Consider the following 24,314-nt stretch of genomic DNA (forward strand, 5'->3'; position numbering starts at 1 on the left):
CTTCCTTTCTCACCAAATGCTTAATAAATTTTAAAGATTATTGTAGCATACTGGAGAGCGCCTGTAAGAAAATATTATTGGAACATTTTTTGAACTCCTCGATATAGCCCAAATAATGCCCTACAGTTCCCTTTCGCACAAGTGGGCAGGTACTGCCAAGCGCAAAAAGCTGCCCTCAAGTAGAACACTCCGCTTGAGGACAGCTCTTTTTTTTCCTTGCAGCGTCCTAGTAATAGTAACGCGGCGAATCCTGCAGCTCCGCACGTTTTTGCAGGAAGCGGTAAAAGGCGCTGGCTGCTTGAGCCTTCGAAACTTCTTGCTTCGGCGCAAACTTGCCGCCGTCAAGAGACATAATGTTCAGCCCGACAACAATGGCTGCCACACCCACTTGCTTGATTTCAGCGGCATCCGAAAACCGGTTGTTGAATACGCCGTCGAATTTCGCCAAGTTTTGGTACCCAAGCGCCTTCACGATCAGTTTGGCCACCTCTTCGCGATCCAGCGTAGCTTCTGGATTGAATTCAGAGCCAACCTCCAGCAAACCGCGGTCGACCGCATTCTCGACATATGCGAAGTAAGGCGAAGCGCTGCCTACATCCACAAACGAGGCTTTGCGTTCCGCTCCGTAATAAATGCCCCCGTTCCCGCCATTCATGGCGATGACAAGCATTTTGACCAGCTCGCCCCGCTTGATTAGTTGGTCCGGGTTGACTTTGCCGTCTTTCACATCAAGCGCTTGATAATCCACCATCAGTTGAAGTTCGTTTTTCGCCCAGTGGCTGTCGATATCGCTTACGGTTACCTTATCCAAAGACATGGCTTCACCGGTTTGGCTGTTTCTCCACTTTCCGGTTTGCGCATCGAGCAGGAACGCCTCACGGTTGAACTTCGGAATGAGCGAGTAAACAAGCTTAGCTTCCACTTTCTCATTGGCATTAGTCGGAACTGCAGTTGGAGGAATCTCTCCTGCGGCTACCATGACATTGTATTTCTCAATCGGAATGACGCCGTTGTACCCGCCGTTTTCGAGTACATAGTTTAATTGAATATCGAACTGGGAGAGCCATAGATCCTTGGCTGTATCAAGGGCCAGAACCTCCGGTTTTTGGCTCGGATACGTCATGTCGCTGAGTCCGAACTGATAGTTCACGATTTGGCCGGTTACACGGTCAATGCCGATCGACACAGCCTCATAGCCTGCTGCAACGCCGTCGATGACGCGATTGAAGCGGATATCCCAATTCCGCATATGTTTAAGCTGCTCTTCCGGGTAATCCTTTGCGGATTGTTTGCTGAGCACCAATTGATCGGTATATGCAGGGATTTGTTTTTTTACGAAATCAATGCTCTTGGCCACTGCCTCCTCTAAGGAAATTTTGCCTTCAATCTCCTTAGCAGTGTCAGGTCCGTACGGCACATAGCTATTGAAATTCGTAATTTCACCGGTTTTGCTGTTCACACCGGCCCAAGCGCTCCCACTACCCAGTTTACCTGTAGGGTCATTCTCAGAAACTGTGTTCCAGCTCAGGTTCCAACTGGAATTCGTTTCCTCGGTTTCAGGGTTCGTCCCTTCGTTGTAGGAAGCCTCCTGGAGCTTGTAGTTCGATGAAAGATTGAACACGCTGCTTACCTTTTTAACAGCCTCATCCTTGGTCAGATTCAATGTTGCCGTCGGGCGTTCGGCTAATGGTTTGTCCGTCAACGGCTTGCTTTCCTCCGTCTGCGGAACTGCCTGCCACACGTCTCCCGTTACCGCATTCAGCGAGAACGCGTTCATCATATAAGAAATAATCGGCAATTTCTTTCCTTTGGCGCCGTATGGAATCTGGTAAACCAGCGATAAATCAGCTTTGTCACGGAACAATTGTGCGGCTTTCTCTTTCGTAACTGGCGTCACGTTCTGCTGGAATGTCACGTTATCCATCCAGTTAAAGTTATAACTCGTAACTTGGCCTTCTCCATTGACGCTTACCGAAATACCATTGATGGCAAATGGAACACCGTCAACCGCTCGGTCGTACCGGATATTATATTGATAATTGCCATTCAGAGGCGTGCGGAACGCCTTCTCTTCCGAATCGTTGTAAATGAGCTCTTTTTGCTTGTCTGGGTTAACTTTAGCGATGAAAGCGGAAGCGACATCTTTGGCTGCTTTGAAGTCAACCTTTGGCGGATAACTTGGCTTACGGTCGGGATCATTGTCGTTCATGGAATAAGAGGTTAGCGACCCGTCCATGCCATTAATGGCTACGTTCATATAACCATAGTTTTGATCCTTCACCTTTTTCACATAGTTAATGTTCCACGTCGGAAAATTTCGGCCGTTGATCCCATAATAAGCGTTTAAGCTGATCGATTGAAATGTGTAGCCTTCAGGCAGCGTAATGTAGGCTTTCGCCCGTTCCAGCGCTTGCTCTTTCGTGATTTTGGCATCCAGCGTCTTAGCGTCGCCACCAGGCATAACGGGTAGTGAAATGGCCTTGCTACCCACACTCACCTCATTGGCCCAAACGGCCGGAGCAGCTGTGAGCAGCAAACTTGAAGCAAGTGCCAGCGTTCCTGCTTGTTTGACTAATTTCAAAGTCCTCTTCCTCCTTTTTGAACGTAAAAATTCCCATAATACTCCTTGACGCAGGTGACGAACAGAAAGTTGCTGACAACCCGCACAAAAATTAAAAAACACATCTCCAAGCACCCCTCAAGGATGCATGGACATGTGTTGTGGTTTATAGATCGTTTGGAGAATTGTTCGTTTTTGCGTTTTCTTTGCTCAGGGTGAGCATGAGATCCTTCATTTCCCCTTGCGTTAAATCGCGCCATCTGCCCACCTTCAGATTCCCCAGATGAATATGCATAATCCGCACACGCTGCAAGCGCACCACCCGGTAACCGAACGCTTCGCACATGCGGCGGATTTGCCGATTAAGACCTTGTGTAAGAATAATCCGAAAAACACGGTCGCCAACCGGATAAATTTCGCAAGGCTTCGTGACCGTACCGAGAATTCGAACTCCGCTCGCCATTCCCTTCAAAAACATCGGCGTTATCGGGCGGTTCACCGTCACGATGTACTCTTTGTCATGATTATTTTCCGCACGCAAGATCTGATTCACGATGTCCCCGTTATTCGTTAGAAGGATAAGACCCTCGGAATCTTTATCGAGTCGGCCTATCGGAAAAATACGTTCCGAATGCCCGACAAAATCTACAATATTGCCTCGAATTTGAGCTTCTGTCGTGCTTGTAATGCCCACAGGCTTGTTGAGCGCAATGTAGACGTGCTCCTTCTTCTCGCCAATCGGTTTGCCATCGATCCGAACTTCGTCACCCGGACCTACAACGCTCCCCAGTCCAGCAAGCTCGCCGTTGATGGTAACGCGTTTCGCTTCCACCCACTTGTCCGCTTCCCGCCTGGAGCAAACCCCTGTTTCACTGATAAACTTATTGATTCTCATGCTTGGGAAATCCCCTTCTATGCCGTGATCCTATTCCCTAGGTATCTTCTATTATGCTGGATTCACCTCGACGGTTCAAGTCAGTAGTGGCAAGGAACATTTCCTCCTGGCAGGCAAGGAGCGTATAATAGAAACCACACTGATCCAACATGGAGGCTAGCATGCATTTTCTTATATTGGGAGCTACTGGAAGAGTAGGGTCTCGCGTTCTGGAGCAAGCGTTGGCAGACAACCACAAAGCAACCGTGCTTGTGCGTGATCCTCATAAGGTAAAAATCAGGTCCGAACAGCTGACCTTGCTGCAAGGAGACGCCTGTGACCCTGACAACATCCGCCGCTCCCTTGACGGCGTAGATATCGTAATCAGCTGCCTCGGCACCGATGGCGGTACCGTACTGACGGAGGTCACGCCCCTTCTCATCCGGGCTATGGAATCTCATGGCGTGAGCCGAATCGTCACGGTCGGTACGGCCGGCATCCTGCAAAGCAAGGAGCACCCCGGACTGCTCCGCTATGAAACGCCGGAAACCAGACGCTCCTCTACACGGGCCGCCGAGGAGCATCGTAAAGCATGGGAGCTGCTGCAGGCCTCTGGCTTGGCGTGGACCATCGTCTGCCCAACCTACTTGCCAGACGGCGAGGCGCTTGGAATCTACCGTGTGGCACGGGATTTCTTGCCGGATGACGGTAAATCCATCTCCGTAGGCGACACGGCGGCTTTTACCTACCTTACCGCTTGCGCAGACGAGCACATCGGGCACCGCGTGGGATTGGCCTACTAGAGCTAGATCGGAAAGAGTAGGCATAAGAAAAGGATGGCTGCCGGTTGGGCGTCCATCCTTTTTTGCGGTTTAGTAGCGTCTGCCTCTTTCCCTAGATAAGGCTGCGATGTTGAGCCCCGAGATCACAATGCCGACAATGCGGAACACATACCCCGCTACCGGAATAAAACTTAAAAAAGCCATAATGATGTTGATAATCGACTTCATCGTTGTACCATTGTTAGTGAGAATAGCAAACACTAAATTGACGAAAACGAGCGGGATTACCCACGCACAGGACCACAGGTACACGAAAGGGATAAGCCCCAGCAAATACCCAACCGCAATCGCGATTTCCGATAGCAGCTGAAGCAAGTTGAGTAAACGAATTGTATCTGAACGCATACAGCTCCTCCAATTCAATAAGGAAATTATTTCTATACCATATTGTAGCACAGGGCTGTGTGTTCTCGAAATACCGGTAGACCCAATTTTAAGGAAGAAGTCTAACAGACAGCCTGAGCGGGCAGGGATACGGCGAATCGGGTACCTACAAGCATGAGATGTACAACAAGGGCTAAACATCAGCATAAAAAAAGACCGCTTGGCATTCCCGCCTAACGGTCTTTTTTATGTTGTACTTTGTGCAACATTATAGCTGTAATTAGGCCTCCGCACGCAGCTATATTGTACTTTCTGCAACGCTTCAGGCGGAAAATGGCCATATTGGGGGTTTTTCCGGCTAAATGGTTGCACTTTGTACAACGAAGTGCGGGATTTCGGCGAATAAGCCGCTCTTACGTTGTACAAAGTGCAACGTAGTGCGGAGCCTCGGCGTGCTGTTCGAGTCTACGTTGTACGCCCGCGCGCCTACAAGCCGCTCCGCAGTCCGTCTTCGCCAGCGGCGGCTGTCTCCGGATGTCCCTGCTGCAGCTGGTACATCTGATAATACCGCCCGAGGAGCCCCATCAACTCCTCGTGACTGCCCCGCTCGACGATTTCGCCGTGGTCGAGCACAAGAATCTGGTCGGCGTTCTTAATCGTCGACAAGCGATGGGCAATGATGAAGGTGGTCCGCCCCTTCGACAGCACCTCGAGCGCCGCCTGAATGACGGCCTCGGTCTCGGTGTCGATGGAGGCCGTCGCCTCATCGAGAATCAAAATCGCCGGGTCGAACGCCAGCGCCCGAGCAAAAGAAATCAGCTGCCGCTGCCCGGCCGACAGCGTGCTGCCCTTCTCGATCACGGGCTCATCGATGCCGTGCGGCAGACTTTGAAACATCTCCGCTGCGCCGACCTCGCGCAGCGCCGCCTCGACCCGTTCCCGGGTGATGGACGGATCGTCCAAGGAGACATTGGACGCAATCGTCCCCGTGAACAGGAACGGATCTTGCAGCACGATGCCCATATGCTGCCGCAGCAGCTGTTTGGGCATCTCGCGCACATCGCGGCCGTCCACCGTGATGCGGCCTTCGTTCACATCGTAGAAGCGGAAGAGCAAATTCAAGATGGAGCTTTTGCCCGATCCGGTATGCCCCACAAGCGCTACCGTCTGCCCCTGTTTGGCCTCGAACGTGATATCCTTCAGAACATTTTCGCCTTCTTTGTAAGCAAAACGAACATGCTCGAACTTCACGTTGCCCAGATAGCGCTCTGATTTCCCGGTCTCTACGTTAATGCCCTGCTCATCCAGCAGCTCGAATACGCGATCAGCCGAAACAATGGCCCGCTCCAGGTTTGGCAGTTGATTCACAATGCCGACCATCGGGTGGAACATGCGATTCAAATAATCAACGAATGCGTATAGAACGCCGACCGTGATTAACGAATGCAACGAACTGCCGCCGACATACCAGATGAGACCGAAGAAGAACAAGTTCCGTACAACGTTCATCAAGTTATGGGAAGTCAGCGAGTTTAAGCTGAGCAATTTATTTTGATACTTCGTGTACTCTTCGTTCAATTGCTCAAACTCTTGCGTCGTTTCCTTTTGTCTGCGAAAAGCCTGAATGATCGTCATCCCTTGAATCGCCTCATTAATCATCCCGTTGATGGAACCGATCCGCTCCCGAATTTCATGATTATAGTGCGAGGCATATTTGCGGTAAACAATAATCCATACATAGAGCAACGGCAGAACAGGCAGCGTAAATAACGCTAATCTATAATCTAGAATGAACAAGGCCGCTATGATACCCACGATATAAATCGTACCTGTAAAAAAGTTTGCTAACACCTGAACGTACAGGTCTTTGACAGACTCCGTATCGTTCGTGATCCGGGAAACAATTTTTCCCGCCGGCTGATTGTCAAAATAGTTGATTGGCAGCCGTTGAATCTGGGCAAACACATCGCTCCGCATCCGCTGAATGATCCGATTCGCCGCGGACTGCAGCAAATAGCGCTGACCATAAGTAAAACCTGCGCCAATGAGAATCAGCACAAAATAAAGGGCTGCCAGCTTCATTAGGCTGGTAAATTCAGGCTCGTAGAACGTGTAGAGCTCCTGAATCCCGAGCTTTTTAACCGTATACTCCGCCTGTTCCGTTCCCTGCGTAATCGTAAGCTTCCCGTCCGGCGTCAGCTTGCGGGCGCCGTCAAATGCGAGCGGCTGATCCAACCAGACAAACTGGGTGCCTGCCTGCAGAATGCGAACCTCCTGCCCCTTCGGCTCCCCTGCTACGAAATGATCGATCCGCTTATAGAAGGTCCCGTTCCATGGGACAGCCTTCTCGGTTTGCGTTGCTGACGCCGTCTCATACCAAGGCTTCTCAATGCCAAGGATGTGCGTGTCGATCATCTTCTTGGCGATGAAAGGGCCAGCCAGCTCCGTGGCTACCGCGACGGATAAGCACAGCAGCGCGATCAGCAGAGGCTTTTTGAAAATCGCAGCATATTGAAATAACCGCTTCCCTGTTTGTTTCATAAGGGTTCTCACCTTCTTTTCACTAGATGTCTTCGTTCCTCTATTTCTTCCGTTCAGCTAACCTGCTCCTCTAATTGCTGACGGTCATACTGCTCTTTATACCAGCCGCCGAGTGCCAGCAGCTCTTCATGTGTGCCTTGCTCCACGATATACCCCTCATCCAGCACCAAAATCAAATCGGCATGCTGAACCGCAGACAGCCGGTGCGTCGTGATCAGCGTCGTTTTGCCGGCGCGCTCGGAGCGGATGCCGCGGATGATTTCCGCCTCTGTCTTGGCGTCCACTGCGGAAAGAGCGTCATCCAGCATGAGGATTTCCGGATCTACATAGAGCGCCCGCGCAATCGATACGCGCTGCTTCTGGCCGCCGGATAAGGCCACGCCTTTTTCGCCAACCAAAGTTTCCAAGCCGTCCGGCAGGAACTGGACGTCCTTGCGGAAAGCCGCAAGCTCCAGCGCTTGAATGAGCTGTTGCTCCGTGCCTTGGCTGCCGCCGAACATAATGTTCTCTCTCACCGTTTTGGAGAAAAGAATCGGTTCCTGCGGAACATACCCGATCCACCCGTGCATCGTGTCGATCTTCAGCTGCTCAATCGGTGTATCCGAGACAGCAACCGTGCCCTTTCCTAGCGGATACTCGCGCAGCAGCTGTTTGAGGAGCGTCGTTTTACCGCTTCCAGTACGGCCTACAATGCCGAGCGTCTGCCCGCGTTTAAGGTGAAAGGAAATATTGACGAGATTATCAATGGAAGATGACGGATAGCGGAAGGTAACGCTTTTGAAGCTAATGGAGTTGGGCAGCAGCAGGGTCGTAGCATTCGGCTCGTCTTTGACATCCGGCTTATAGCCAAGCGTCTCATTCACCCGATCCAGGGAAGCATTGCCGCGCTGCATGATGTTCATGAGCTCTCCGATTGCGAACATCGGCCAAATCAGCATGCCAAGGAACGTATTGAAGGAAACAAGCTCCCCAAGCGTTAATTCACTATGGAACACCATGTACCCTCCGTAGCAGAGTCCGATTAAATAGGAGATCCCTACGAGAATTTTGACCGTTGGTTCAAAAAGGGCGTCGATCAGAGCAACCGCTATATTTTTGCGGAATACGTCGTCAGTCATTGTTTTGAAGCTTTGTTCACTGGCTTTTTCCTGGACAAAAGCACGTATGACGCGCACCCCGGCAATCGTCTCGAGCACCCGGTCGTTCATTTGACCGAAAGCGTCCTGAGCTCGGATGAACCTCTCGTGGATGCGCTCCCCATAGATCGTGATGGCAGCAGCCATAAAAGGCAGCGGCAAGATCGCCGCGAGCGTCAGCTTCCAGCTAATGAAGAAGCCCATCATACAGAGAATGGTCAGCATGAACAACGTTGAATCGACGAAGGTCAAAATCCCGAAACCTGCTGTTGTCGAGACCGCCTGCAAGTCGTTCGTGGCCCTGGCCATGAGATCTCCCGTACGGTTGCGCTCATAGAAGGTCGGCGTCATCCGCAGCAGATGCCTCATTAATCGCGAGCGAAGCACGCGCTCCAGGACAAAAGCGCCCCCGAACAGTTGGTACAGCCAGACATAGGACAATCCATAGCCGGCTACAATTAACGTCCCCCAGAAGGCGAGCAGTTGGAACAGCTTGCTGCCTGTTAAAGTCCCCATGTGTATTCCGTCAATCGCGTAGCCAATCAGCTTCGGAGGTATCACATCAATGATTCCGACGATAATCAGAAGCACAATCGCTAACGTGTACCGCTTCCAGTTCATTCGGAAAAACCAGGCTAATTTTTTCAATACGGTAAACATGAATTTCGTCACTCCTTTACTTTACTTCTTCACGCAAAAAAGGCACACCGCACGCAGCGATATGCCCTTTCTAAAAACAGAAAAGCGCTCGTTACGAACTTCTTCGTAACCCGCGCTTCTTCATCAGCGTATGTGAAGGGGTTGCAGCAGCCAAATAAAAAGCACCGTTAAGGAGCTTCTGTTTCGGCCAACAGACGGGTTACTAAGTATGAAATTGGCAGGTCGATATCTTCGTGCTCAAAATGAACAATTGGATCCAGAACCATCTTAATCATCTTGAAACCCTCCTTCTTAACCGCAATCAGCTTGCGTCTTTATAATTTACAAAAGTTGTATATTCGCGCTTACAGAGGTGATCTTAACACCCTTTTCAAGCCCCTGTCAATCGGAGAAAAAAACTATAAAAGAACTCTCTTACCTCGACATTTCGGATGCATTTACTTGCCATTGAGCCCCTTTTCCATTGTCACACATGTTTCAAAATCTTCCGGCATATTCATAGCATATGGGTTCATATCGCGCTGGGGGAGTGGATGGGCATGGTCGACCAAGTAATTGCTTTGATAGGATGGATTGCCGCATTCGGGGTGGCCATCGGAGGTGTTGTTGCACTCATTGCCCGGTTTGTTAGCCGCGATTCGACAAAGTATGATATGGCTTTTCTGTGGGATAACCGTTTCACGTTGGAGGAGTTGGAGCTGGACGAGCCTGTTTGACCATATAGCATTATGAGCTAAAAAGGGGCTAAAAGGGAGCTATCTTATTGGGTCTGAATGGACCTAGTGGATAGCTTTTTTGTATGAGCGGGAACGTTCAGCACCTTATTCTACTTGCCGGTGCTGCCAAACCAAAAAGGGCTCTAAATGAGCCCCATCAGCAGGATAAAGGTGAGCAGCGAAATCGCCATTCGAAGCAAAGGCCAAGGAGGAACTAAGTTCATTTGCGGATCAAGAATATGCTGGATGCGAACATTCATGGACGTTTCGGCGAATGAAGCATGCGATAAGGATAGATGCTGTGTCGGCGCTTGTTGTTTGAGCAGTTTGAGGAGAGCGCTGCCTAAATCTGCAGATTGATTCATTTGGCCAATCGCATACTTATCCGCCCTAAGCTCAATCATGATAGGGTATTTCTCAGCCAGCCAAGCGAATAACGGAATGTACCAAAACGCCTTGGAGATGACGGAAAGCAGGAAGACAGCGAGCGGATCGCGGTGCTTCATGTGGCTTTTTTCATGTTCGATCACAGCCTGAAGCTCACCCGGTTCCAGCATATTGAGCAGTCCGGTTGACAGAATGATCTGCGGCTTCCAGAAGCCTATCGTCATGGCCGTTGGCGTTTTGATAGACATAATTCGCAGTTGATGCTCGTCCAGCCGGTGAATGCCGCGGTACTGCAAGGCGAGCTGATCATTTTGATGTTTTTCAACCAGTTTCTTCGCTTTAGCCGCCTGAAACGCCTGCCGAACCGTCAACCAAACAACGGCACTGAGCGTATAAATGATCACAACATTCACCAAAGTAAGTGCAAGAGGCGCAGGAACATGGAGATTTTTAAATAGGATGACACACAAATCAAAGATGTTGTAGCGAGCTTTCGAGTTGAAGAGAAACTGGCCAACAAACAGCAGCATTTGTCCCAAAACAGCCCCTGACAAGCCTAAAGAAGCCGCATACAGCCATTTCAATCGCTTTTCCATGTCGGTTATCGATCCTTTTTCATTTCTTTGATTTTCTGCTCCAATTGGTCCAGCAAACCGGGATCTACTTTATCCAGCGCATCCACCATATGGGTTACTGCCAGCGAGCCGAACTCTTCAATGAGATCAAGTGTGAGCTCTTTGGACTGAGCTTCCATGAATTCATCTCTTGTTACAACCGGCTTGTAGCGAGAGGAACGGACAATGGCTTTCTTTTGCAAAATACCTTTGTCCACCAGACGGTTCATCACGGTCATGACGGTGTTGAAATTATTCGCTTTGTTATCGTTGTCGTTATCAAGCTTCTGTTGGACGTCCTTAATCGTCATTTCCTGAGCTTTATCCCAAAGAATCTCCATAATTCTGGCTTCCAAGGGGCCGAAAAAACGGTTAAGTCCGCTTCCTTCATATTTAAAATTTTGCATTTTCATGATATACACACTCCTTACACTACAAATTGTAGGTTGAGTTGTGCAGAGAAGTCAAGATACGCCTTTGAAGAAATGGGATAACACTTTACATAGGGTTAAAAAAGATTTATAATACTTACATATAGTTAGTAATTAAATATTTTATAGTGAAGGAGCGATTCTTATGCATATACAAGTATTTTCGGCTGATCAACAAGGTGTTGGCGCATTTGACGGGGGCAAATTTATGGAGCAGCGAGCAATCAGCTTTCCGGGCGAGAAAACAGCGGTAGATCGGGTAGGTTCCTTATTTTACTGGGCATGGGGGAAAGCTGCCGATGTTGCGGAAATCGGGATGCACCCGCACAAAGCGTTCGAAATCGTTACGTATGTGATTGAAGGACTCGTGGAACACCGCGATTCGCTGGGCTCTCTTGAGACCGTGACAAACGGGGGCGCTCAAGTCATTCAAGCCGGTTCAGGCGTCTATCACGCGGAAGCGTTCCGGACCGTTGGGTCCGAGGGCATGCAAATCTGGTTCGAGCCTCATCTCAGCGAGACGGTGAAGAAGCCTGCCACTTACAATCAGTACGAGCATGACCGATTCCCAGTCCGCCAGCACGACGGCGTAACAGTGAAACATGTCATTGGCGGTGACGCTCCGATTCAACTGGACACCGATGCGAACATGTATGATTGGAGCTTCGAACCGGGCACATCGTTCACTTACTCCCTTGATCCAAAGCGGCAGCTGGCCTTTTTGGTTATTAGAGGGCAAGGGTTCAGCGAAGCCACCGCGGCTGGCAAAGCGCCTCAAGCTTTGTCTCATAAGGATTTTGTCGTTGTCGGGCCGGATAACCCGGCAGGCGAAACGCTTCAACTGAAGGCGGATAGCGAGCAAGGCCTACGGATCATCGCGATCGAAGTGCCGGTGGACCCGGGGTACGCGCTGTACCGCAAGTAAGGTTGGGCGGCTGTTTTGGTGCGGGGTTCGCGGCGCAGGTCTGGGTGGTGCGGACTCTGGGGCTGGTGCGGGGGCTGGTATGGGGCGGACTGGGTGATGCGGACTCTGGGGCTAGTGCGGGGACTGGGCGGGGCGGACTCTGGAGCTGGTACGGGGCAGACTGAGCGGTGGGACGATGGAGCTGTGGGCGGACTGGGCGAAAATGGGGCGAATGGGAACTATGATCCCTTATTTTCCAGATAATCGAAAATCCAGCTAGTTGAAGGGAACTATGATCCTCTATTTGATCAATTCCCCCTAAATTGTCAGCTTTTCAGCCAAATAAGACCCTACAGTTCCACCTAATCCCTGATAATGGCCCATCCAGCTCAAATAGAGCCCTGTAGTTCCCTCATACAAGTCATCACGGCAATATTCATTGCGACAATAACGAAATATACACATAGCACCGCGCTAACTCAGCAAAAAAAACCAAAGGGGCTTCCCCAAAGTAGAAAACCTACTAATGGGCAAGCCCCTTTTGGCTTTATTCCAGCGACTGAAGCCTAGCTTCATCCTCGCTGAGGGATTCAATTGCTTGCTGCACAGCAGGCGCATCGGATTGATCCGTTGCCTGCTCCAACGAATTTTCCGCTTTGCCGATGGCATTCCGGGCCTCTTGCAGTGTTTGAGGCGTAGGGTGTGACATGGCATGATTAACGGCTTGGTGAACATTATCGACTGAATTTTGCGCGGATGATATCGGGTTTTGTGACTGTAAGCTTGAATCTTGCTTGGTCATCGCGAATAGAAACCTCCTCAGAATTGAAATCGTTACAAGGGCTATATTGAGGCAATTGCTCACATTTTATACCCTGTATTTCATTTCAATCCGATCTGAGCCATACCGCCTTTCGAAAACCACATATAAGCCATAAGCCAAACTTGCCCCCATCGTGTTCAAAATCACATCATCCACGTCCATGCTCCCCACCCTGAGCAACATTTGCAGCACTTCCAAGACAACAAGCGGACAGCAAAAAACCAACAGAAAAGCACGGTACCTTCGCGCCTTCCCAAACAAGAGCGGAAGCAGAACCCCAAAAGGCATGAAGACGACGATATTGCCTAATAAATTAATCACCCGCGTCCGTATTGGCAATGAATCGGAATTCCATATATACATCCCAATGGTCCTGAAAGGAACTACATTGTAATCGTAGTCGAAATGATCGAAAGCCAGCAGACTCCGCCGCCCAAATCCCAAAAACATCCAGTACAGCAAACAGCTCGTGTAACCTATAAAACACAGCCATACAAGCAGCCGGACAAGCTTCTTCCTCATGATGACCGTCCCCTCTTCAGCCAACATAAGAACCCTCCCTTCAGCCTCAAGCTGATGAGAGGGTTCAAACGGAGCGCTATTTTTTCACAAGATCCAAAAATGTAAGAGAAGCAAAAGCTTTATTCAACCGGGCCTCATTGGCTTCCGTTCGAACCGCTTCGTCTATGCGCAGCGTTACGGTATACGAAATCTGATTTTGATTGAAGATGTAGGTTGTTTCCGTATAAGGAATTTTAGCGCTTGTATAGTGTACTTCGTATTTTTTGGCCTTCACGCCGCCTAATACAGTGGTGTCCTCAGCGGTAAAGGCATATTCCTTATCGTTATCATGACTCTTCTTATGCGCGGCGTCTCCTTCTTTTACCGCATCTTCATAAGATGTTTTGGTGTCCGCCCCGATCGTCAAGTAACCGCCTGTGAAGAGGAAGGACTTATTCACTTGATCTTTGTTGTTGTATGACTTGCTGCTTGTCCACATCTCCGGAATTTGCAGCGAATATTTATATTTCTCATTTTTATAAGTAACGGTACGATTCGGATCCATCAGCTCATTCAAATCTTGAATGAAACCAAGCTCCTGATCCATGCTGGCTTTATCCACTTCGACCGTGGAGGTTAAGGTATGCAGAAGATCATTCAGCTCAGCCCCCTCGTCATCCTGCGGATAGCTGACTTCGAGCTCGTACTTATATTTATCCTTGATGAATAAAAGGGAATACCCCGCGTTCCACTTGTTGCCTAGCGTTTGAGCATAAGCTACCTTCAGAGCCGGAACACCGGCCACAGTAAGCTCTTCAGGGTCCGCGATTTTACGGTATTTCGACACATACTGCGCTTCGAATTGCTTGCGTTCACGGTCAACCCAAGCGGCAAGCGTATCGCCGGAAGAAGCGGAGGTGACGTGCACCTGAAGCATTTGGGAATAATCGTCGTTAAAGAAAGACGAGCTTCCGGTGTAACTGCTTTTCTGCCAGCTGGAGGGCAGTTCGAAGGTCAAGCCGTACTCATTCGTGTAGGTCGTATTGCCGTTAGAGAAAACAGAGATATCCTTGAGCGATTCATCCTGTGCGTTAAAGGAAAGCTTAAAAGAATCCAGCAAATCATTATAGCTATTTTGTTTAAAATCATTGTTGTAGTGGTCTTTCATTACAAATAACTGCACTTTGTACAAGCGCCCCTGGTGAAGGAAGCCGCGGGTTTGAATATAGCCGCGGTCCCCGGAGCGACCGACTATTTTGGCAAAAGGACTGCCCTCGCGCTTCACATATTGACGCTCCAGAATGGTCGACGGCATGTCATCGCCGTAATCATCCTCATTGCCCCCGGTTAATTTATTCAAAAGCGCAGACGGGGACAGCTCGTCGCTCTCATTGTCTACCTGAATGGACAGGGAAAATTCTCCTTTGGCATCCACGAAGTTAACGGAGTTCCCATCCTCGGACTGCCGCCCTTTCACTAGGCCGGCCGGGTATTTCATCGACCATCCGAAATGGCTGTCGCCGATTTTTGTTTTGCCGCGGTCTGCATCCAAATCGGAACCATCGGCGTCTTCCTTCCATTTCGTTTCGGAATGAAGCGCTTCTCCCAGCGTGATAGTCTTAGTGACGGTCGAACTTCCCGACTGGACGGTGATATCCACTTTATCATCCGGCAAATATTTCTTAATCGTTTCATTGTAGTCGACCAATGTCTTCACCTTGTTCGCACCGATGGAAACGATCAGATTATCCTGCTCGATGCCGGCTGCAGCCGCCGGAGAATCCGGATCGACGTAAGCAACCCGGAGGCCTGTGGAACTTGGCAAGCCAACGACGGCTTCCCAGCTTTCTTCCAGCTCAAGTCCCAAATAAGGGCGTTTCACTTTACCGTACAGCTGAAAATGTTTCAGTACATATTTGACGGTGTCCACCGGAATGGCAAACCCGAGATTTTCAACGCCGAATTCGGCATATTTCATCGTATTAATACCGATAACCTCGCCGTTCATGTTGATCAAAGCGCCTCCGCTGTTTCCGGGATTAATGGCGGCATCCGTTTGGATAAGCTGATACTGCGAGCTCACCGAGCGGTCAAGTCCGCTGACAATCCCAACCGTAACGGAATTGCGCAAAGCAAAAGAAATCGGCGTGCCGATAGCAGCTACGGTTTCCCCCACTTTAATATCGGAGGAGGCAGCGAAAGTCGCCGGCGATAAGCCGGAGGCATCGATTTTGACTAATGCCAAATCGCTTTCCTCATCGATATTTGTGGCATGCCCGTTATAGGTAGTTCCGTCCGATGTAACAACGACGATATTCTTCATATTTTTGACAACATGCGCATTCGTCACAATGACCCCATTGGATTCAACAATTACGCCAGTGCCGTGCGCAAGATTAAAACGGTTCTTCTCTAGTGTTTTATTTGAATCGTAGGAAGGCTTGCCAATAATCGCAACGACCGACGGCGAAGTCTTCTCAATAACCTTAGGAACCTCCGCATTCGTTTCGGCTGCAAATGATGGCGACGGCCCCGTGACGGACACAAGCAAGAAAGCTGCAATCAGTACGGTGATCCCTTTTTTCGTACATGTACTCCAAATTCCCATGATGGTCTTCCTCTCTTAACAAAATATGGCAGTAGCTAGAATCTAGCATATTTGTGATAGAGAGACAATACATATTTTCCCAAAAATGACGGCTTTACCGACAATCCATGATGCGCTGCGGATGGGTGTAGACCGCTAACTGATCTCTTCGGATGAATCCAACAACCGTAATACCCAAATCATGGGCGAGCCGAAGCGCCAAATCGGTAGGAGCGGATTTCGAAAGCAGTATGCCGACTCCGATTTTGGCGGCCTTGAGAGCGACCTCGGAAGAGACTCTTCCGCTAAAAGCGATCACCTTATCCCGGACAGAAATTCGCTGCCTCAGCAGGTGGCCGTATATTTTATCCAAAGCATTATGACGTCCGATATCCGACCTGCTCATAAGCAGCTCATCAGCCGTACACAGGGCTGCATTGTGCAGACCGCCTGTCGCCCGGAAATCCGACGATTGCTCCTGCAGTTGGTTCATGAGATGAAAACACTGCCGAACAGATAGCTGAAGCTTCGTACTAACGGTTTTGGCCGTGCGGGCGTCATTGTGAAAATAAAACTGACGGCTTTTGCCGCAGCAGGAGCCGATGAACCGTTTGGACACCATTTGCCGGCTTAACTGGTGCAAATGACGCAGCTTCACATGCGCAAAGCCACGCTCCTCTTCCAATACCAGCGACTCGATCTGATCTACGAATCGAATCAAGCCCTCGGAAGCCAGAAAGCCGGTAACCAAATCAACCGTATCCTTAGGCGTGTACACCAGCGTGGCAAACTCCTCGCCATCCACTTTGATCGTAAGCGGCGCTTCTGTGGCGATCGTGTCCTCCTGAGGGAGAATCTCCATACCGTTATAGCGGTAGATGGGCCAAGTTGTCGTTGAAGAAAGCATGGCCCCCGCCTGCTCCTGCTCCTGCTTCTGCTCCTGTTCCCGTTCCTGTCCGTTATCCATCGTCTTCACCCCGCTTCGATCTCCAGTTCCTCAATCCGTTTCTCCACGTATCGCGTATCCTTGTGCGCATGGTATGTTTCCGCCTTCTCAACGATGACGGCGGTATTATATTCGGGGATGCCCGCGTGCGGCTCGTAGACGCCTTTGGGAATCAAGCTGTTCCCCTCAGGCCAATGCACTTCAATGTTGCCGGTTTTGACCTCGGCAAATTTGACACGACCGTGCATGCTGCCGAACCGGTTATAGACCACAATCGCCTCCCCTTCGCTTAGAGCAAGGGGGGCCGCGTCCCCGGGATGAATCAGCACATCGTAGCGATCCGCTTCATTGAACGGATCGATGTCGCTGTAGATCATCGAATTGAACTGCTTGCCGCGCCGCGTCGTCACGGCAAAGTGCCCCTCCGGCTTCCGCAGCTGCGGAAGCTCGATCGGCAGCAGCGCGCCGCGGCCATCCGGCGTCGGACAGACGCCATCCTCGCACAGCCACGCGCCGCCGTACTGAAACACATCACCGCGCTCCTTCAGGTGCTGAATGCCGTTGTAGCTCGGCGCGGCCAGGGCAATCTCCGCGCGGATCGCTTCGGCGCTGCCGCAGCCCAGATGCAGCGCGGCGGCCTCGGGCTTCACGCGGCGCGCGAGATCCGCGTAGATCGCCCACTCCGCGCGAGCCTCGCCGATGCGCGGGCCGGCGATCTCGGGCGAGAAGTAAACCATCCGCTCCGTCGAGGTGGATGTGCCTCCCCCGGGCTGCTCGTAGCGCGTCATCGCCGGCAGCACCACCACGGCCTCCCGCGCGTCCAGCAGCGTGGAGGTGTTCAGAATGATGTCCTGGTGAACACGGACATCGACGGCCGTTAGGGCTTCGCGGACGAATGCCGGGTCCGGCATCGTCTCCAGGAAGTTGCCGCCGGATGTGTAAAACAGCCGGAGCTTCCGCTCCTGATCCTCAGGCAGGAGCGCGTTCTCCAAGGTGACACCGACGATGTCACCCTGCCAGCTTGGCAGCGCGAAGCCCCAAAGCTGCTCGATGCGGCTGCGGTCGGCGGCGCTGCTCATATCGCCGCCGGGCAGGGAGAAGGGATCCGTGCCCATTTCGCCGGAGCCCTGTACGCCGCTGTGGCCGCGAATGGGCATCAGCCCGCAGTGTTCGCGGCCGAGGAAGCCCCGCAGGAGGGCGAGATTCGCCACCTGCGAGATGTTGTCCGTGCCGAAGCGGTGCTGTGTGAGCCCCATGCTCCACACGAAAACCGCGGAGGCGGCACGCGCCAGCAGTTGCGCGAACTCGCGCATGCGCTCGCGGGAGAGCCCGGACGACTGTTCTAGCGTCGTCCAGTCCTGCTGCGCGACATGGGCGCGCAGCTGCTCGTAGCCGTTCGTGTGCGCCTGCACGAACGCATGGTCGATGGCGGAGCCTTGCGCAGCCTCCTCCATCTCGAACCAGACCTTCATGACGCCGTTCATGAAGGCAATGTCTCCGCCGATGTTCACTTGGTACACATCGTCGGCGAGCTTTGTCCCGAATAGCGCGGATTCGGGAATGGAAGGAATCCAGTACTGCTCCATGGACGGCTCGTAGTACGGGTTAATGACAATGATCTTCGTCCCTTTGCGTTTGGCCGCATACATATACTTCGTCGAGACCGGCTGATTGTTCGCGGCCACGCTGCCCCAGAACACAAGGACGTCCGTGCCGATCCAGTCCTTGTAATTGCATGTCGAAGCGCCCACACCCACGGAGCGCTTCAAAGCCGTCTTTGACGGCGAATGGCAGATGCGCGAGGCGTTGTCGATGTTGTTCGTCCCAAGCAGCCTCGCCACCTTCGCTGCCGCATAATACGACTCGTTCGTAATCCCGCGAGCCGTCAGATAGAAAGCCATCCCCTTCGGGTCAATCGCCCGGGCCTTCGCTGCGATGGTATCCAGCGCCTCATCCCATGTGGCGCGGCTGAATTTCCGCTCCCCTTGCCGGCGAATGAGCGGATAGGGAATACGCCCGAGCTGTCTAAGCTCGGTGCTGCTCATGCGGCTCAGCTCGTCGATGTCTGCATGCAGCAGCTCCTCGCGAATCGCCGGCATCGTATTCAGCCGCAGCACGTTCAGCCGCGTCGTGCAAAGATGCGGTCCTGCCAGCGTCTGGTCGTACAGTCCGGATACCCCAAGCGCGCAGCCGTCGCATACCCCCTGTGTCAAAATCCGGTACGCATACGGGAGATTATCCCGGTTCTGCCAGGCGATTTTCGCCGTTTCCCGAATATGCTGCGGCTTCACTTTGCCAAGTCCGAACGGCACCTTGCTGACCCACAGCTTCGGATCTGGTTTGGCGGGCAGCTTGATCGGCCCGGTGTGCTTCGTTTTTCCCATTTTGAGCAGCTCCTTTATCGCGGTATTGGTTATATATTTCGTGTATTCGTGCATGTAGCAAAAAAACCACCGCAAAACACGCCCTACGGCTTCCTTCATAAGGAAGTCTCACAGCAATGTTTCACAGTGGTTAGTCTCCGGCAGGTTCGCTACCAAGTGCCAAGCACTTTTATTTTTTTACATGATAGATGAGGTTCGCCACGCAGGGTCCGGATCATCCGATACGGCGCCTTATGCAGGTTGGCCTTTGCTGTAACAGCCTACTTCCCGCTGAACTTCTTTTCCAAATCCTGATCAAAGACGAATACCGACATCCCCAAATCCTGCTCAATGTCAATGTCAACGAACAGCTGAACGAATTTCGCGCCAAGCAGTTCCTCCATCTCCACAGGAGGATGGTCGCGGTATATTTCTTTGACCATTTCCGTGCGAGCCGTGCGGAGCATTTGTCTGCCATCGCCCGTCTTCGCCATAAACTTCTCCACCGGAGAAAGGTTTCCCGCCATCTCGCAGATCGCCCAACACTTGCAGAAAGTCGTTATTACACGCTCCGGCCCTTTGCCCATATGCTTCTTACGATAAGCTTTGACCAGGTTACTGAATTCGGCCTCTACTCGGTTCATCGGCCAGCCACCTTTATGTTTGCTGCTTCAATCATAGCAAGAAAGCGCATACCTGACTAGGGGGAGGATGCTCTCCTCAACCTCAATCGTGATCCTCTTCATCCCATCTGCGGGAGTAAGCCTTCCGCGTTATCCAGAACGTTGCCCCAAGTATGATAACAAGGGCAATAATGCTCCAAATGATAGCACTCGTCATTTCCTTCCACTCTCCTTTATGCCTTATCTATACAATAACTGAAAAGCGCCGAGGCGCGCAAAGAACATTTTTCTTTGAATGCAAAACGAAACATCGTATTGACAGGAGGGAAAGACCTCTCTAAGATATTAATTAGCCGACTAATTAAAAAAGGAGGGTGTTCCATTGTCCCGTCACACTAATCCAGAATCTCTCACCCATATGATGTCTCATTTGCTAAAAATGCACCGCCGCACGATCGATCAGATCATTCATCCGTATGACGTCTATCCCGGCCAACCCCCTTTGCTGCTTGCCTTGTCCGTCGAGGATGGCCTCAGCCAACGCGATCTTGCTTCGCGCATTCACAACAAACCCGCCACACTAACGGTCATGGTTGACCGTATGGAGAAGACTGGCCTTGTTGAGCGCCGGCCTGATCCTGATGATCAGCGGGTGACTCGCGTCTATCTAACGGATAAGGGCCGGGAAGTCACCGTCCATGTCAAAGAAGCGATTAAGGCGACGGACGAGTTAACCTTTTCTCACTTTTTACCGGAGGAATTGCTCTTATTTCGCCGTCTTCTGCTTCAAATGCAGGAGAATTTGCGCCCCAAAGAAGAATGAAATTAGTTAGCCGACAAACAAAAGAAAGGATATCTTGCGATGTGGAAACTACGATCGTTTGTTAAACCTTATTGGCTGATTACGCTGCTTGCCCCCTTGCTGATGGTGTTGGAGGTCTGCATGGATCTGTCCCAGCCCCGCCTCATGGCGACTATTGTGAATCACGGGGTTGCCGATGGCAATCTTGCCTTGGTGTGGTCGACAGGCCTGCACATGCTTGGCGTCGCCCTTGTCGGTCTTGTCGGCGGGGTCGGCTGTACGTTTTTTACAGTGAAAGCCGCTCAGAGCTTCGGCGCAGACCTGCGGCTGAGCGTATTTGAGAAAGTGCAATCCTTCTCGTTCCGGCAGCTGGATACTTTTTCAACCGGTTCCCTGATCACCCGCTTGACCGGCGATGTCATGCAAATGCTGAATATCCTGCAAATTCTTCTGCGCCAATTTACGCGGGAAACATCGCTGCTCATTGGCAGCATCATCATGGCGATTGTCATCTCGCCGCGGCTTTCCTTGATTTTGCTGGCCGTCGTCCCGATTCAATTTCTTATTTTGTATGTACTAATGAAACGCTCTACGCCACTGTTTCGCCTAATGCAGACGAGGCTCGATCGCGTCAATACCGTTATGCAGGAAAGCACCACAGGCATTCGGGTGATCAAAGCTTTCGTTCGCGCCGCCTTCGAGCGGACCCGCTTCGGCAAAGCGAACACCGCTTTGCTCGACGCCAGTCTCAGCTCCGCCCGCGCCTTGGCGACAAGCGGCCCGCTGATGACATTGATTCTGAACATGAGCATCGTAGCGGTTCTCTGGTTCGGCGGCGGACAGACCTGGAGCGGCTCTATGGCTATTGGCGATTTGGCCGCTTTTATCATCTATATCACGCAAGTTTTGTATTCGCTTGTTTCGATCAGCAATACGCTGATGAATATTTCCCGGGCTCAAGTTTCCGCCGAACGCATCCGTGAAGTGCTGGAGACGGAACCTGACATGAACGAACCTGTGCAGGAGCGGCATGAAGCCCATGCGGAGCCTAAATCGCCAATGGCCGGCTGTGAGCTGGAATTTGAGCGCGTCTCTTTCGTTTACGAGTCGGCTCCTGATCAGCCTGTGCTCGAGAATATTTCTTTTAAATTGCTGCCAGGCCAAACGATCGGGATCCTTGGAGCGACCGGGTCCGGTAAATCGACGCTCGTCAGCTTGATCCCCCGGCTCTATGACGCAACGAAAGGGCGGATTCTCCTGAATGGCGTCGATATTAAAGAGATGCCCGTGGAGCAGCTGCGCAGTCAAATCGGGATCGTGCTGCAGCAGTCCATTTTGTTTAGCGGGACGATTCGCGACAACCTGCTTTTCGGCAAGCCGGGAGCTTCCGATGCCGAAATCGAAGCAGCCGCTAAGGCAGCCGAAGCGGATAGCTTCATCCGCCAGCTGCCCGAGGGGTACGAGGCGAAGCTGGGACAGCGCGGCGTGAATCTGTCCGGCGGTCAAAAGCAGCGAATCGCGATAGCGCGAGCTCTGCTTATGCGATCGCCGCTCCTTGTGCTGGATGACAGCACCAGCGCCATCGATCTCGGCACGGAGAAACGCATCCAGTGCTCCCTGCAAGATTTGATGGCCGGCAGCACACGCATCATTATCGCGCAGCGCGTCTCATCGGTTCTGCATGCCGATCAAATTCTTGTTCTGGACGAGGGCCGCGTCGCCGCCCGCGGAACTCATGAGGAGCTGCTGGCGACAAGCGCCGTTTATCAAGACATTTACCGCTCCCAGCAAGGAAAGGAGACTGCCCTTCATGGCTAAAAAGATGACACCGCCGCGCAAGCCGCGTGCCAAACATATCGGCACAACCCTCCTTCGCATGTGGGGCTACCTGCAGCATCAACGTGCCGGATTGCTTACCGTCATTATTCTTACTGTGCTCGGCAGCGGTCTTGCCCTGCTCGGACCTTATTTAATCGGCGTCGCGATTGACGATTACATCGTACCGCGGGACCGGAGCGGATTGCTTGGGCTCTGTCTCCTTTTGCTTGGCTGTTATTTGTTCAGCGGCGCCGCGACGTGGATCCAGTCGTATGTCATGGCCGGAGTCTCCCAGCGGACCGTTTGGGAAATGAGGCAGGATTTGTTTCGTCATCTGCACAAGCTGCCCATCTCCTATTTCGACAAAACTTCGCACGGCGAGCTTATGAGCCGTACGACAAATGACGTCGATAACGTTGCGACCACGCTTAGTCAAAATTTAACGCAGATTATCACAAGTATCATTATGATTGCCGGGTCTTTTATCATGATGCTGACTTTGAATATTTGGCTTACTCTCGTCGCGTTGATTACCGTTCCGATCGTCCTCTTCACAACGAAGCAAATCACCAAACACACCCAGCGCCTGTTCAAAGAACAGCAGCAGCGGCTCGGCGAGCTTAACGGCCTAATCGAAGAAACGATTTCCGGGCAAAAGGTCGTCAAAACGTTCCGCCGCGAAGCCGCAACTGTCCGTCAGCTCGATACGATCAACAAGCAGCTGCGTGCAGCCGGCACTGGGGCTCAGCAGCTTTCGGGCATGATGGGACCCAGCATGAATATGATCAATCATTTCAGCTTTATTTTGCTGGCTGCCATCGGCGGCTGGATGGTGCTTAAAGGTTGGACGATGGTTGGGGTTATTATTAGCTTTTTGAACTATTCCAAACAGTTCAGCCGTCCCATCAACGATCTCGCCAATCAGTATAATATGATTCAGTCCGGCATTGCGGGGGCTGAGCGTGTTTTTGAGGTGATGGATCGCGAGACGGAATACGATGCGAGCGTTAGTGCTCAGCAGCTAACGGACGTTAAGGGGGAAGTCGTTTTTCAAAACGTATCCTTTCGTTATACGGACGATGTGCCTACGCTAAGCGATGTTTCGTTCGCCGCAGAACCCGGCGATTTGATCGCCCTGGTTGGGCCGACGGGCGCGGGCAAAACGACGATCATCAACCTGCTGACCCGCTTCTACGACATCGGCGAAGGCTCCATCACGATCGACGGCCGCGATATTCGCAGCCTCGACAAAGACAGCCTGCGCAGCCGCCTCGGCATCGTGCTGCAGGATGTGTACCTGTTCTCGGATACGGTCCGAGAAAATATCCGGTTCGGCCGCTTGGACGCGACGGACGAAGAAGTCGAAGCCGCCGCGAAGCTGGCGAACGCGGACGGGTTCATTCGCAAGCTGCCTAACGGCTATGACGCCATGTTGACCGCCGGAGGCGGCAACCTGAGTCAGGGCCAGCGGCAGCTGCTGACCATCGCGCGGGCGATCCTCGCCGACCCCGCGATTCTTGTGCTCGACGAGGCGACGAGTTCCGTCGACACGCGCACTGAGCTGCACATCCAGCAGGCGATGGGCGTTCTGATGAAAGGGCGCACGAGCTTCGTGATCGCCCACCGGCTCAGCACGATTCGCGAAGCGAGTGCGATTCTCGTCATCCACGGCGGCGAGATCGTGGAACGGGGCACGCACGAGGAGCTGCTGGAGCTCCGTGGGCATTATTATGAATTGTATGCCAACCAATTCAGCCAGGTTAGCTCGCTTTAGCTTTGGGCAGTACCTTCCCTGTCACTGGAGCGGGAACTAGAGTCCGCTATTTCCGGCAAAAGCGGCTTTTGATCGGCTTAAGAGGAAC

Annotated in this window: 20 protein-coding genes; 7 read left to right on the forward strand and 13 right to left on the reverse strand. The window is 51.9% G+C overall.

Translation table 11 applies throughout. The features are described 5' to 3' along the window. Nucleotides 1-226: 226 nt before the first annotated feature. A complete protein-coding gene (locus tag GC097_RS21570) occupies nucleotides 227-2,581 on the reverse strand; it encodes an S-layer homology domain-containing protein (RefSeq protein WP_171685369.1) in 2,355 nt (784 codons plus the stop codon). 145 nt (nucleotides 2,582-2,726) lie between these two features. Further along, the gene (gene rluF, locus GC097_RS21575; RefSeq protein ID WP_171685370.1) at nucleotides 2,727-3,455 is read right to left on the reverse strand and encodes a 23S rRNA pseudouridine(2604) synthase RluF; all 729 of its coding nucleotides are present in this window, start codon (nucleotides 3,453-3,455) and stop codon (nucleotides 2,727-2,729) included. Between the two features lie 161 nt (nucleotides 3,456-3,616). On the opposite strand from rluF, the gene GC097_RS21580 reads away from it, so the two are divergent. After that, nucleotides 3,617-4,237 carry an NAD(P)-dependent oxidoreductase gene (locus GC097_RS21580; RefSeq protein WP_171685581.1) on the forward strand — a complete coding sequence of 207 codons (621 nt, stop codon included), beginning with the start codon at nucleotides 3,617-3,619 and terminating at the stop codon, nucleotides 4,235-4,237. Nucleotides 4,238-4,306: 69 nt separating this feature from the next. Here the strand turns inward: GC097_RS21580 and GC097_RS21585 are convergent, their stop codons facing one another. The 3 genes from GC097_RS21585 to GC097_RS21595 form a co-directional block, all read right to left on the reverse strand. Beyond that, entirely contained in the window at nucleotides 4,307-4,621 is a 315-nt protein-coding gene (locus GC097_RS21585) for a hypothetical protein (protein ID WP_171685371.1), read from the reverse strand. A gap of 465 nt (nucleotides 4,622-5,086) precedes the next feature. Then, nucleotides 5,087-7,141 carry an ABC transporter ATP-binding protein gene (locus GC097_RS21590; RefSeq protein WP_171685372.1) on the reverse strand — a complete coding sequence of 685 codons (2,055 nt, stop codon included), beginning with the start codon at nucleotides 7,139-7,141 and terminating at the stop codon, nucleotides 5,087-5,089. Between the two features lie 53 nt (nucleotides 7,142-7,194). Beyond that, on the reverse strand, nucleotides 7,195-8,937 hold the full coding sequence (locus tag GC097_RS21595) for an ABC transporter ATP-binding protein (RefSeq protein WP_171685373.1): 1,743 nt from the start codon (nucleotides 8,935-8,937) through the stop codon (nucleotides 7,195-7,197). Between the two features lie 539 nt (nucleotides 8,938-9,476). Here GC097_RS21595 and GC097_RS21600 point away from each other — a divergent pair. Then, nucleotides 9,477-9,653 (forward strand): hypothetical protein, encoded by a 177-nt coding sequence (locus GC097_RS21600; protein ID WP_171685374.1) that lies wholly within the window; start codon nucleotides 9,477-9,479, stop codon nucleotides 9,651-9,653. A gap of 143 nt (nucleotides 9,654-9,796) precedes the next feature. Here GC097_RS21600 and GC097_RS21605 read toward each other — a convergent pair whose 3' ends face one another. Further along, complete coding sequence (locus tag GC097_RS21605; RefSeq protein ID WP_171685375.1) at nucleotides 9,797-10,636, reverse strand: M56 family metallopeptidase; 840 nt, start codon at nucleotides 10,634-10,636, stop codon at nucleotides 9,797-9,799. Between the two features lie 5 nt (nucleotides 10,637-10,641). Next, nucleotides 10,642-11,067 (reverse strand): BlaI/MecI/CopY family transcriptional regulator, encoded by a 426-nt coding sequence (locus GC097_RS21610; protein ID WP_171685376.1) that lies wholly within the window; start codon nucleotides 11,065-11,067, stop codon nucleotides 10,642-10,644. Nucleotides 11,068-11,230: 163 nt separating this feature from the next. Between GC097_RS21610 and GC097_RS21615 the strand changes: the two genes are divergently transcribed. After that, nucleotides 11,231-12,010, forward strand: a complete 780-nt coding sequence (locus GC097_RS21615) for a pirin family protein (RefSeq protein WP_171685377.1) — start codon at nucleotides 11,231-11,233, stop codon at nucleotides 12,008-12,010. Between the two features lie 18 nt (nucleotides 12,011-12,028). Continuing rightward, the gene (locus GC097_RS21620) at nucleotides 12,029-12,253 is read left to right on the forward strand and encodes a hypothetical protein (RefSeq protein ID WP_171685378.1); all 225 of its coding nucleotides are present in this window, start codon (nucleotides 12,029-12,031) and stop codon (nucleotides 12,251-12,253) included. A gap of 283 nt (nucleotides 12,254-12,536) precedes the next feature. On the opposite strand, the gene GC097_RS21625 is transcribed toward GC097_RS21620, so the two are convergent. The 6 genes from GC097_RS21625 to GC097_RS21650 form a co-directional block, all read right to left on the reverse strand. After that, entirely contained in the window at nucleotides 12,537-12,791 is a 255-nt protein-coding gene (locus tag GC097_RS21625; RefSeq protein WP_171685379.1) for a hypothetical protein, read from the reverse strand. Between the two features lie 66 nt (nucleotides 12,792-12,857). Beyond that, a complete protein-coding gene (locus tag GC097_RS21630; RefSeq protein WP_246294388.1) occupies nucleotides 12,858-13,361 on the reverse strand; it encodes a VanZ family protein in 504 nt (167 codons plus the stop codon). A 49-nt stretch (nucleotides 13,362-13,410) separates the two neighbouring features. Next, entirely contained in the window at nucleotides 13,411-15,921 is a 2,511-nt protein-coding gene (locus tag GC097_RS21635; protein WP_171685380.1) for a S1C family serine protease, read from the reverse strand. A gap of 94 nt (nucleotides 15,922-16,015) precedes the next feature. Beyond that, nucleotides 16,016-16,807, reverse strand: coding sequence for a formate dehydrogenase accessory sulfurtransferase FdhD (fdhD, locus tag GC097_RS21640; RefSeq protein WP_171685583.1), 792 nt, complete (start codon nucleotides 16,805-16,807; stop codon nucleotides 16,016-16,018). 65 nt (nucleotides 16,808-16,872) lie between these two features. After that, entirely contained in the window at nucleotides 16,873-19,230 is a 2,358-nt protein-coding gene (locus tag GC097_RS21645; protein WP_171685584.1) for an FdhF/YdeP family oxidoreductase, read from the reverse strand. 260 nt (nucleotides 19,231-19,490) lie between these two features. Continuing rightward, nucleotides 19,491-19,853, reverse strand: a complete 363-nt coding sequence (locus GC097_RS21650) for a Na-translocating system protein MpsC family protein (protein ID WP_171685381.1) — start codon at nucleotides 19,851-19,853, stop codon at nucleotides 19,491-19,493. Nucleotides 19,854-20,214: 361 nt separating this feature from the next. Between GC097_RS21650 and GC097_RS21655 the strand changes: the two genes are divergently transcribed. Genes GC097_RS21655 through GC097_RS21665 form a run of 3 tightly spaced genes read left to right on the forward strand, consistent with a single transcriptional unit; the run spans nucleotide 20,215 to nucleotide 24,226 of the window. Next, a complete protein-coding gene (locus GC097_RS21655) occupies nucleotides 20,215-20,655 on the forward strand; it encodes a MarR family winged helix-turn-helix transcriptional regulator (protein ID WP_312875715.1) in 441 nt (146 codons plus the stop codon). Between the two features lie 39 nt (nucleotides 20,656-20,694). After that, entirely contained in the window at nucleotides 20,695-22,452 is a 1,758-nt protein-coding gene (locus GC097_RS21660; RefSeq protein ID WP_171685382.1) for an ABC transporter ATP-binding protein, read from the forward strand. Beyond that, the gene (locus tag GC097_RS21665) at nucleotides 22,445-24,226 is read left to right on the forward strand and encodes an ABC transporter ATP-binding protein (protein WP_246294389.1); all 1,782 of its coding nucleotides are present in this window, start codon (nucleotides 22,445-22,447) and stop codon (nucleotides 24,224-24,226) included. Before GC097_RS21660 ends, GC097_RS21665 begins: the two co-directional genes overlap by 8 nt. Nucleotides 24,227-24,314: the final 88 nt, after the last annotated feature.

The sequence above is a fragment of the Paenibacillus planticolens genome, assembly GCF_013141725.1.
GTDB lineage: Bacteria > Bacillota > Bacilli > Paenibacillales > NBRC-103111 > Paenibacillus_E > Paenibacillus_E planticolens.

Excerpts from the sequence above, each read along its gene's own strand:
- rluF (WP_171685370.1), bottom strand. The coding sequence starts at position 3,455 with ATGAGAATCAATAAGTTTATCAGTGAAACAGGGGTTTGCTCCAGGCGG.
- GC097_RS21580 (WP_171685581.1), top strand. The coding sequence starts at position 3,617 with ATGCATTTTCTTATATTGGGAGCTACTGGAAGAGTAGGGTCTCGCGTT.
- GC097_RS21585 (WP_171685371.1), bottom strand. The coding sequence starts at position 4,621 with ATGCGTTCAGATACAATTCGTTTACTCAACTTGCTTCAGCTGCTATCG.
- GC097_RS21590 (WP_171685372.1), bottom strand. The coding sequence starts at position 7,141 with ATGAAACAAACAGGGAAGCGGTTATTTCAATATGCTGCGATTTTCAAA.
- GC097_RS21595 (WP_171685373.1), bottom strand. The coding sequence starts at position 8,937 with ATGTTTACCGTATTGAAAAAATTAGCCTGGTTTTTCCGAATGAACTGG.
- GC097_RS21600 (WP_171685374.1), top strand. The coding sequence starts at position 9,477 with ATGGTCGACCAAGTAATTGCTTTGATAGGATGGATTGCCGCATTCGGG.
- GC097_RS21605 (WP_171685375.1), bottom strand. The coding sequence starts at position 10,636 with ATGGAAAAGCGATTGAAATGGCTGTATGCGGCTTCTTTAGGCTTGTCA.
- GC097_RS21610 (WP_171685376.1), bottom strand. The coding sequence starts at position 11,067 with ATGAAAATGCAAAATTTTAAATATGAAGGAAGCGGACTTAACCGTTTT.
- GC097_RS21615 (WP_171685377.1), top strand. The coding sequence starts at position 11,231 with ATGCATATACAAGTATTTTCGGCTGATCAACAAGGTGTTGGCGCATTT.
- GC097_RS21625 (WP_171685379.1), bottom strand. The coding sequence starts at position 12,791 with ATGACCAAGCAAGATTCAAGCTTACAGTCACAAAACCCGATATCATCC.
- GC097_RS21630 (WP_246294388.1), bottom strand. The coding sequence starts at position 13,361 with ATGTTGGCTGAAGAGGGGACGGTCATCATGAGGAAGAAGCTTGTCCGG.
- GC097_RS21635 (WP_171685380.1), bottom strand. The coding sequence starts at position 15,921 with ATGGGAATTTGGAGTACATGTACGAAAAAAGGGATCACCGTACTGATT.
- fdhD (WP_171685583.1), bottom strand. The coding sequence starts at position 16,807 with ATGCTTTCTTCAACGACAACTTGGCCCATCTACCGCTATAACGGTATG.
- GC097_RS21645 (WP_171685584.1), bottom strand. The coding sequence starts at position 19,230 with ATGGGAAAAACGAAGCACACCGGGCCGATCAAGCTGCCCGCCAAACCA.
- GC097_RS21650 (WP_171685381.1), bottom strand. The coding sequence starts at position 19,853 with ATGAACCGAGTAGAGGCCGAATTCAGTAACCTGGTCAAAGCTTATCGT.
- GC097_RS21660 (WP_171685382.1), top strand. The coding sequence starts at position 20,695 with ATGTGGAAACTACGATCGTTTGTTAAACCTTATTGGCTGATTACGCTG.
- GC097_RS21665 (WP_246294389.1), top strand. The coding sequence starts at position 22,445 with ATGGCTAAAAAGATGACACCGCCGCGCAAGCCGCGTGCCAAACATATC.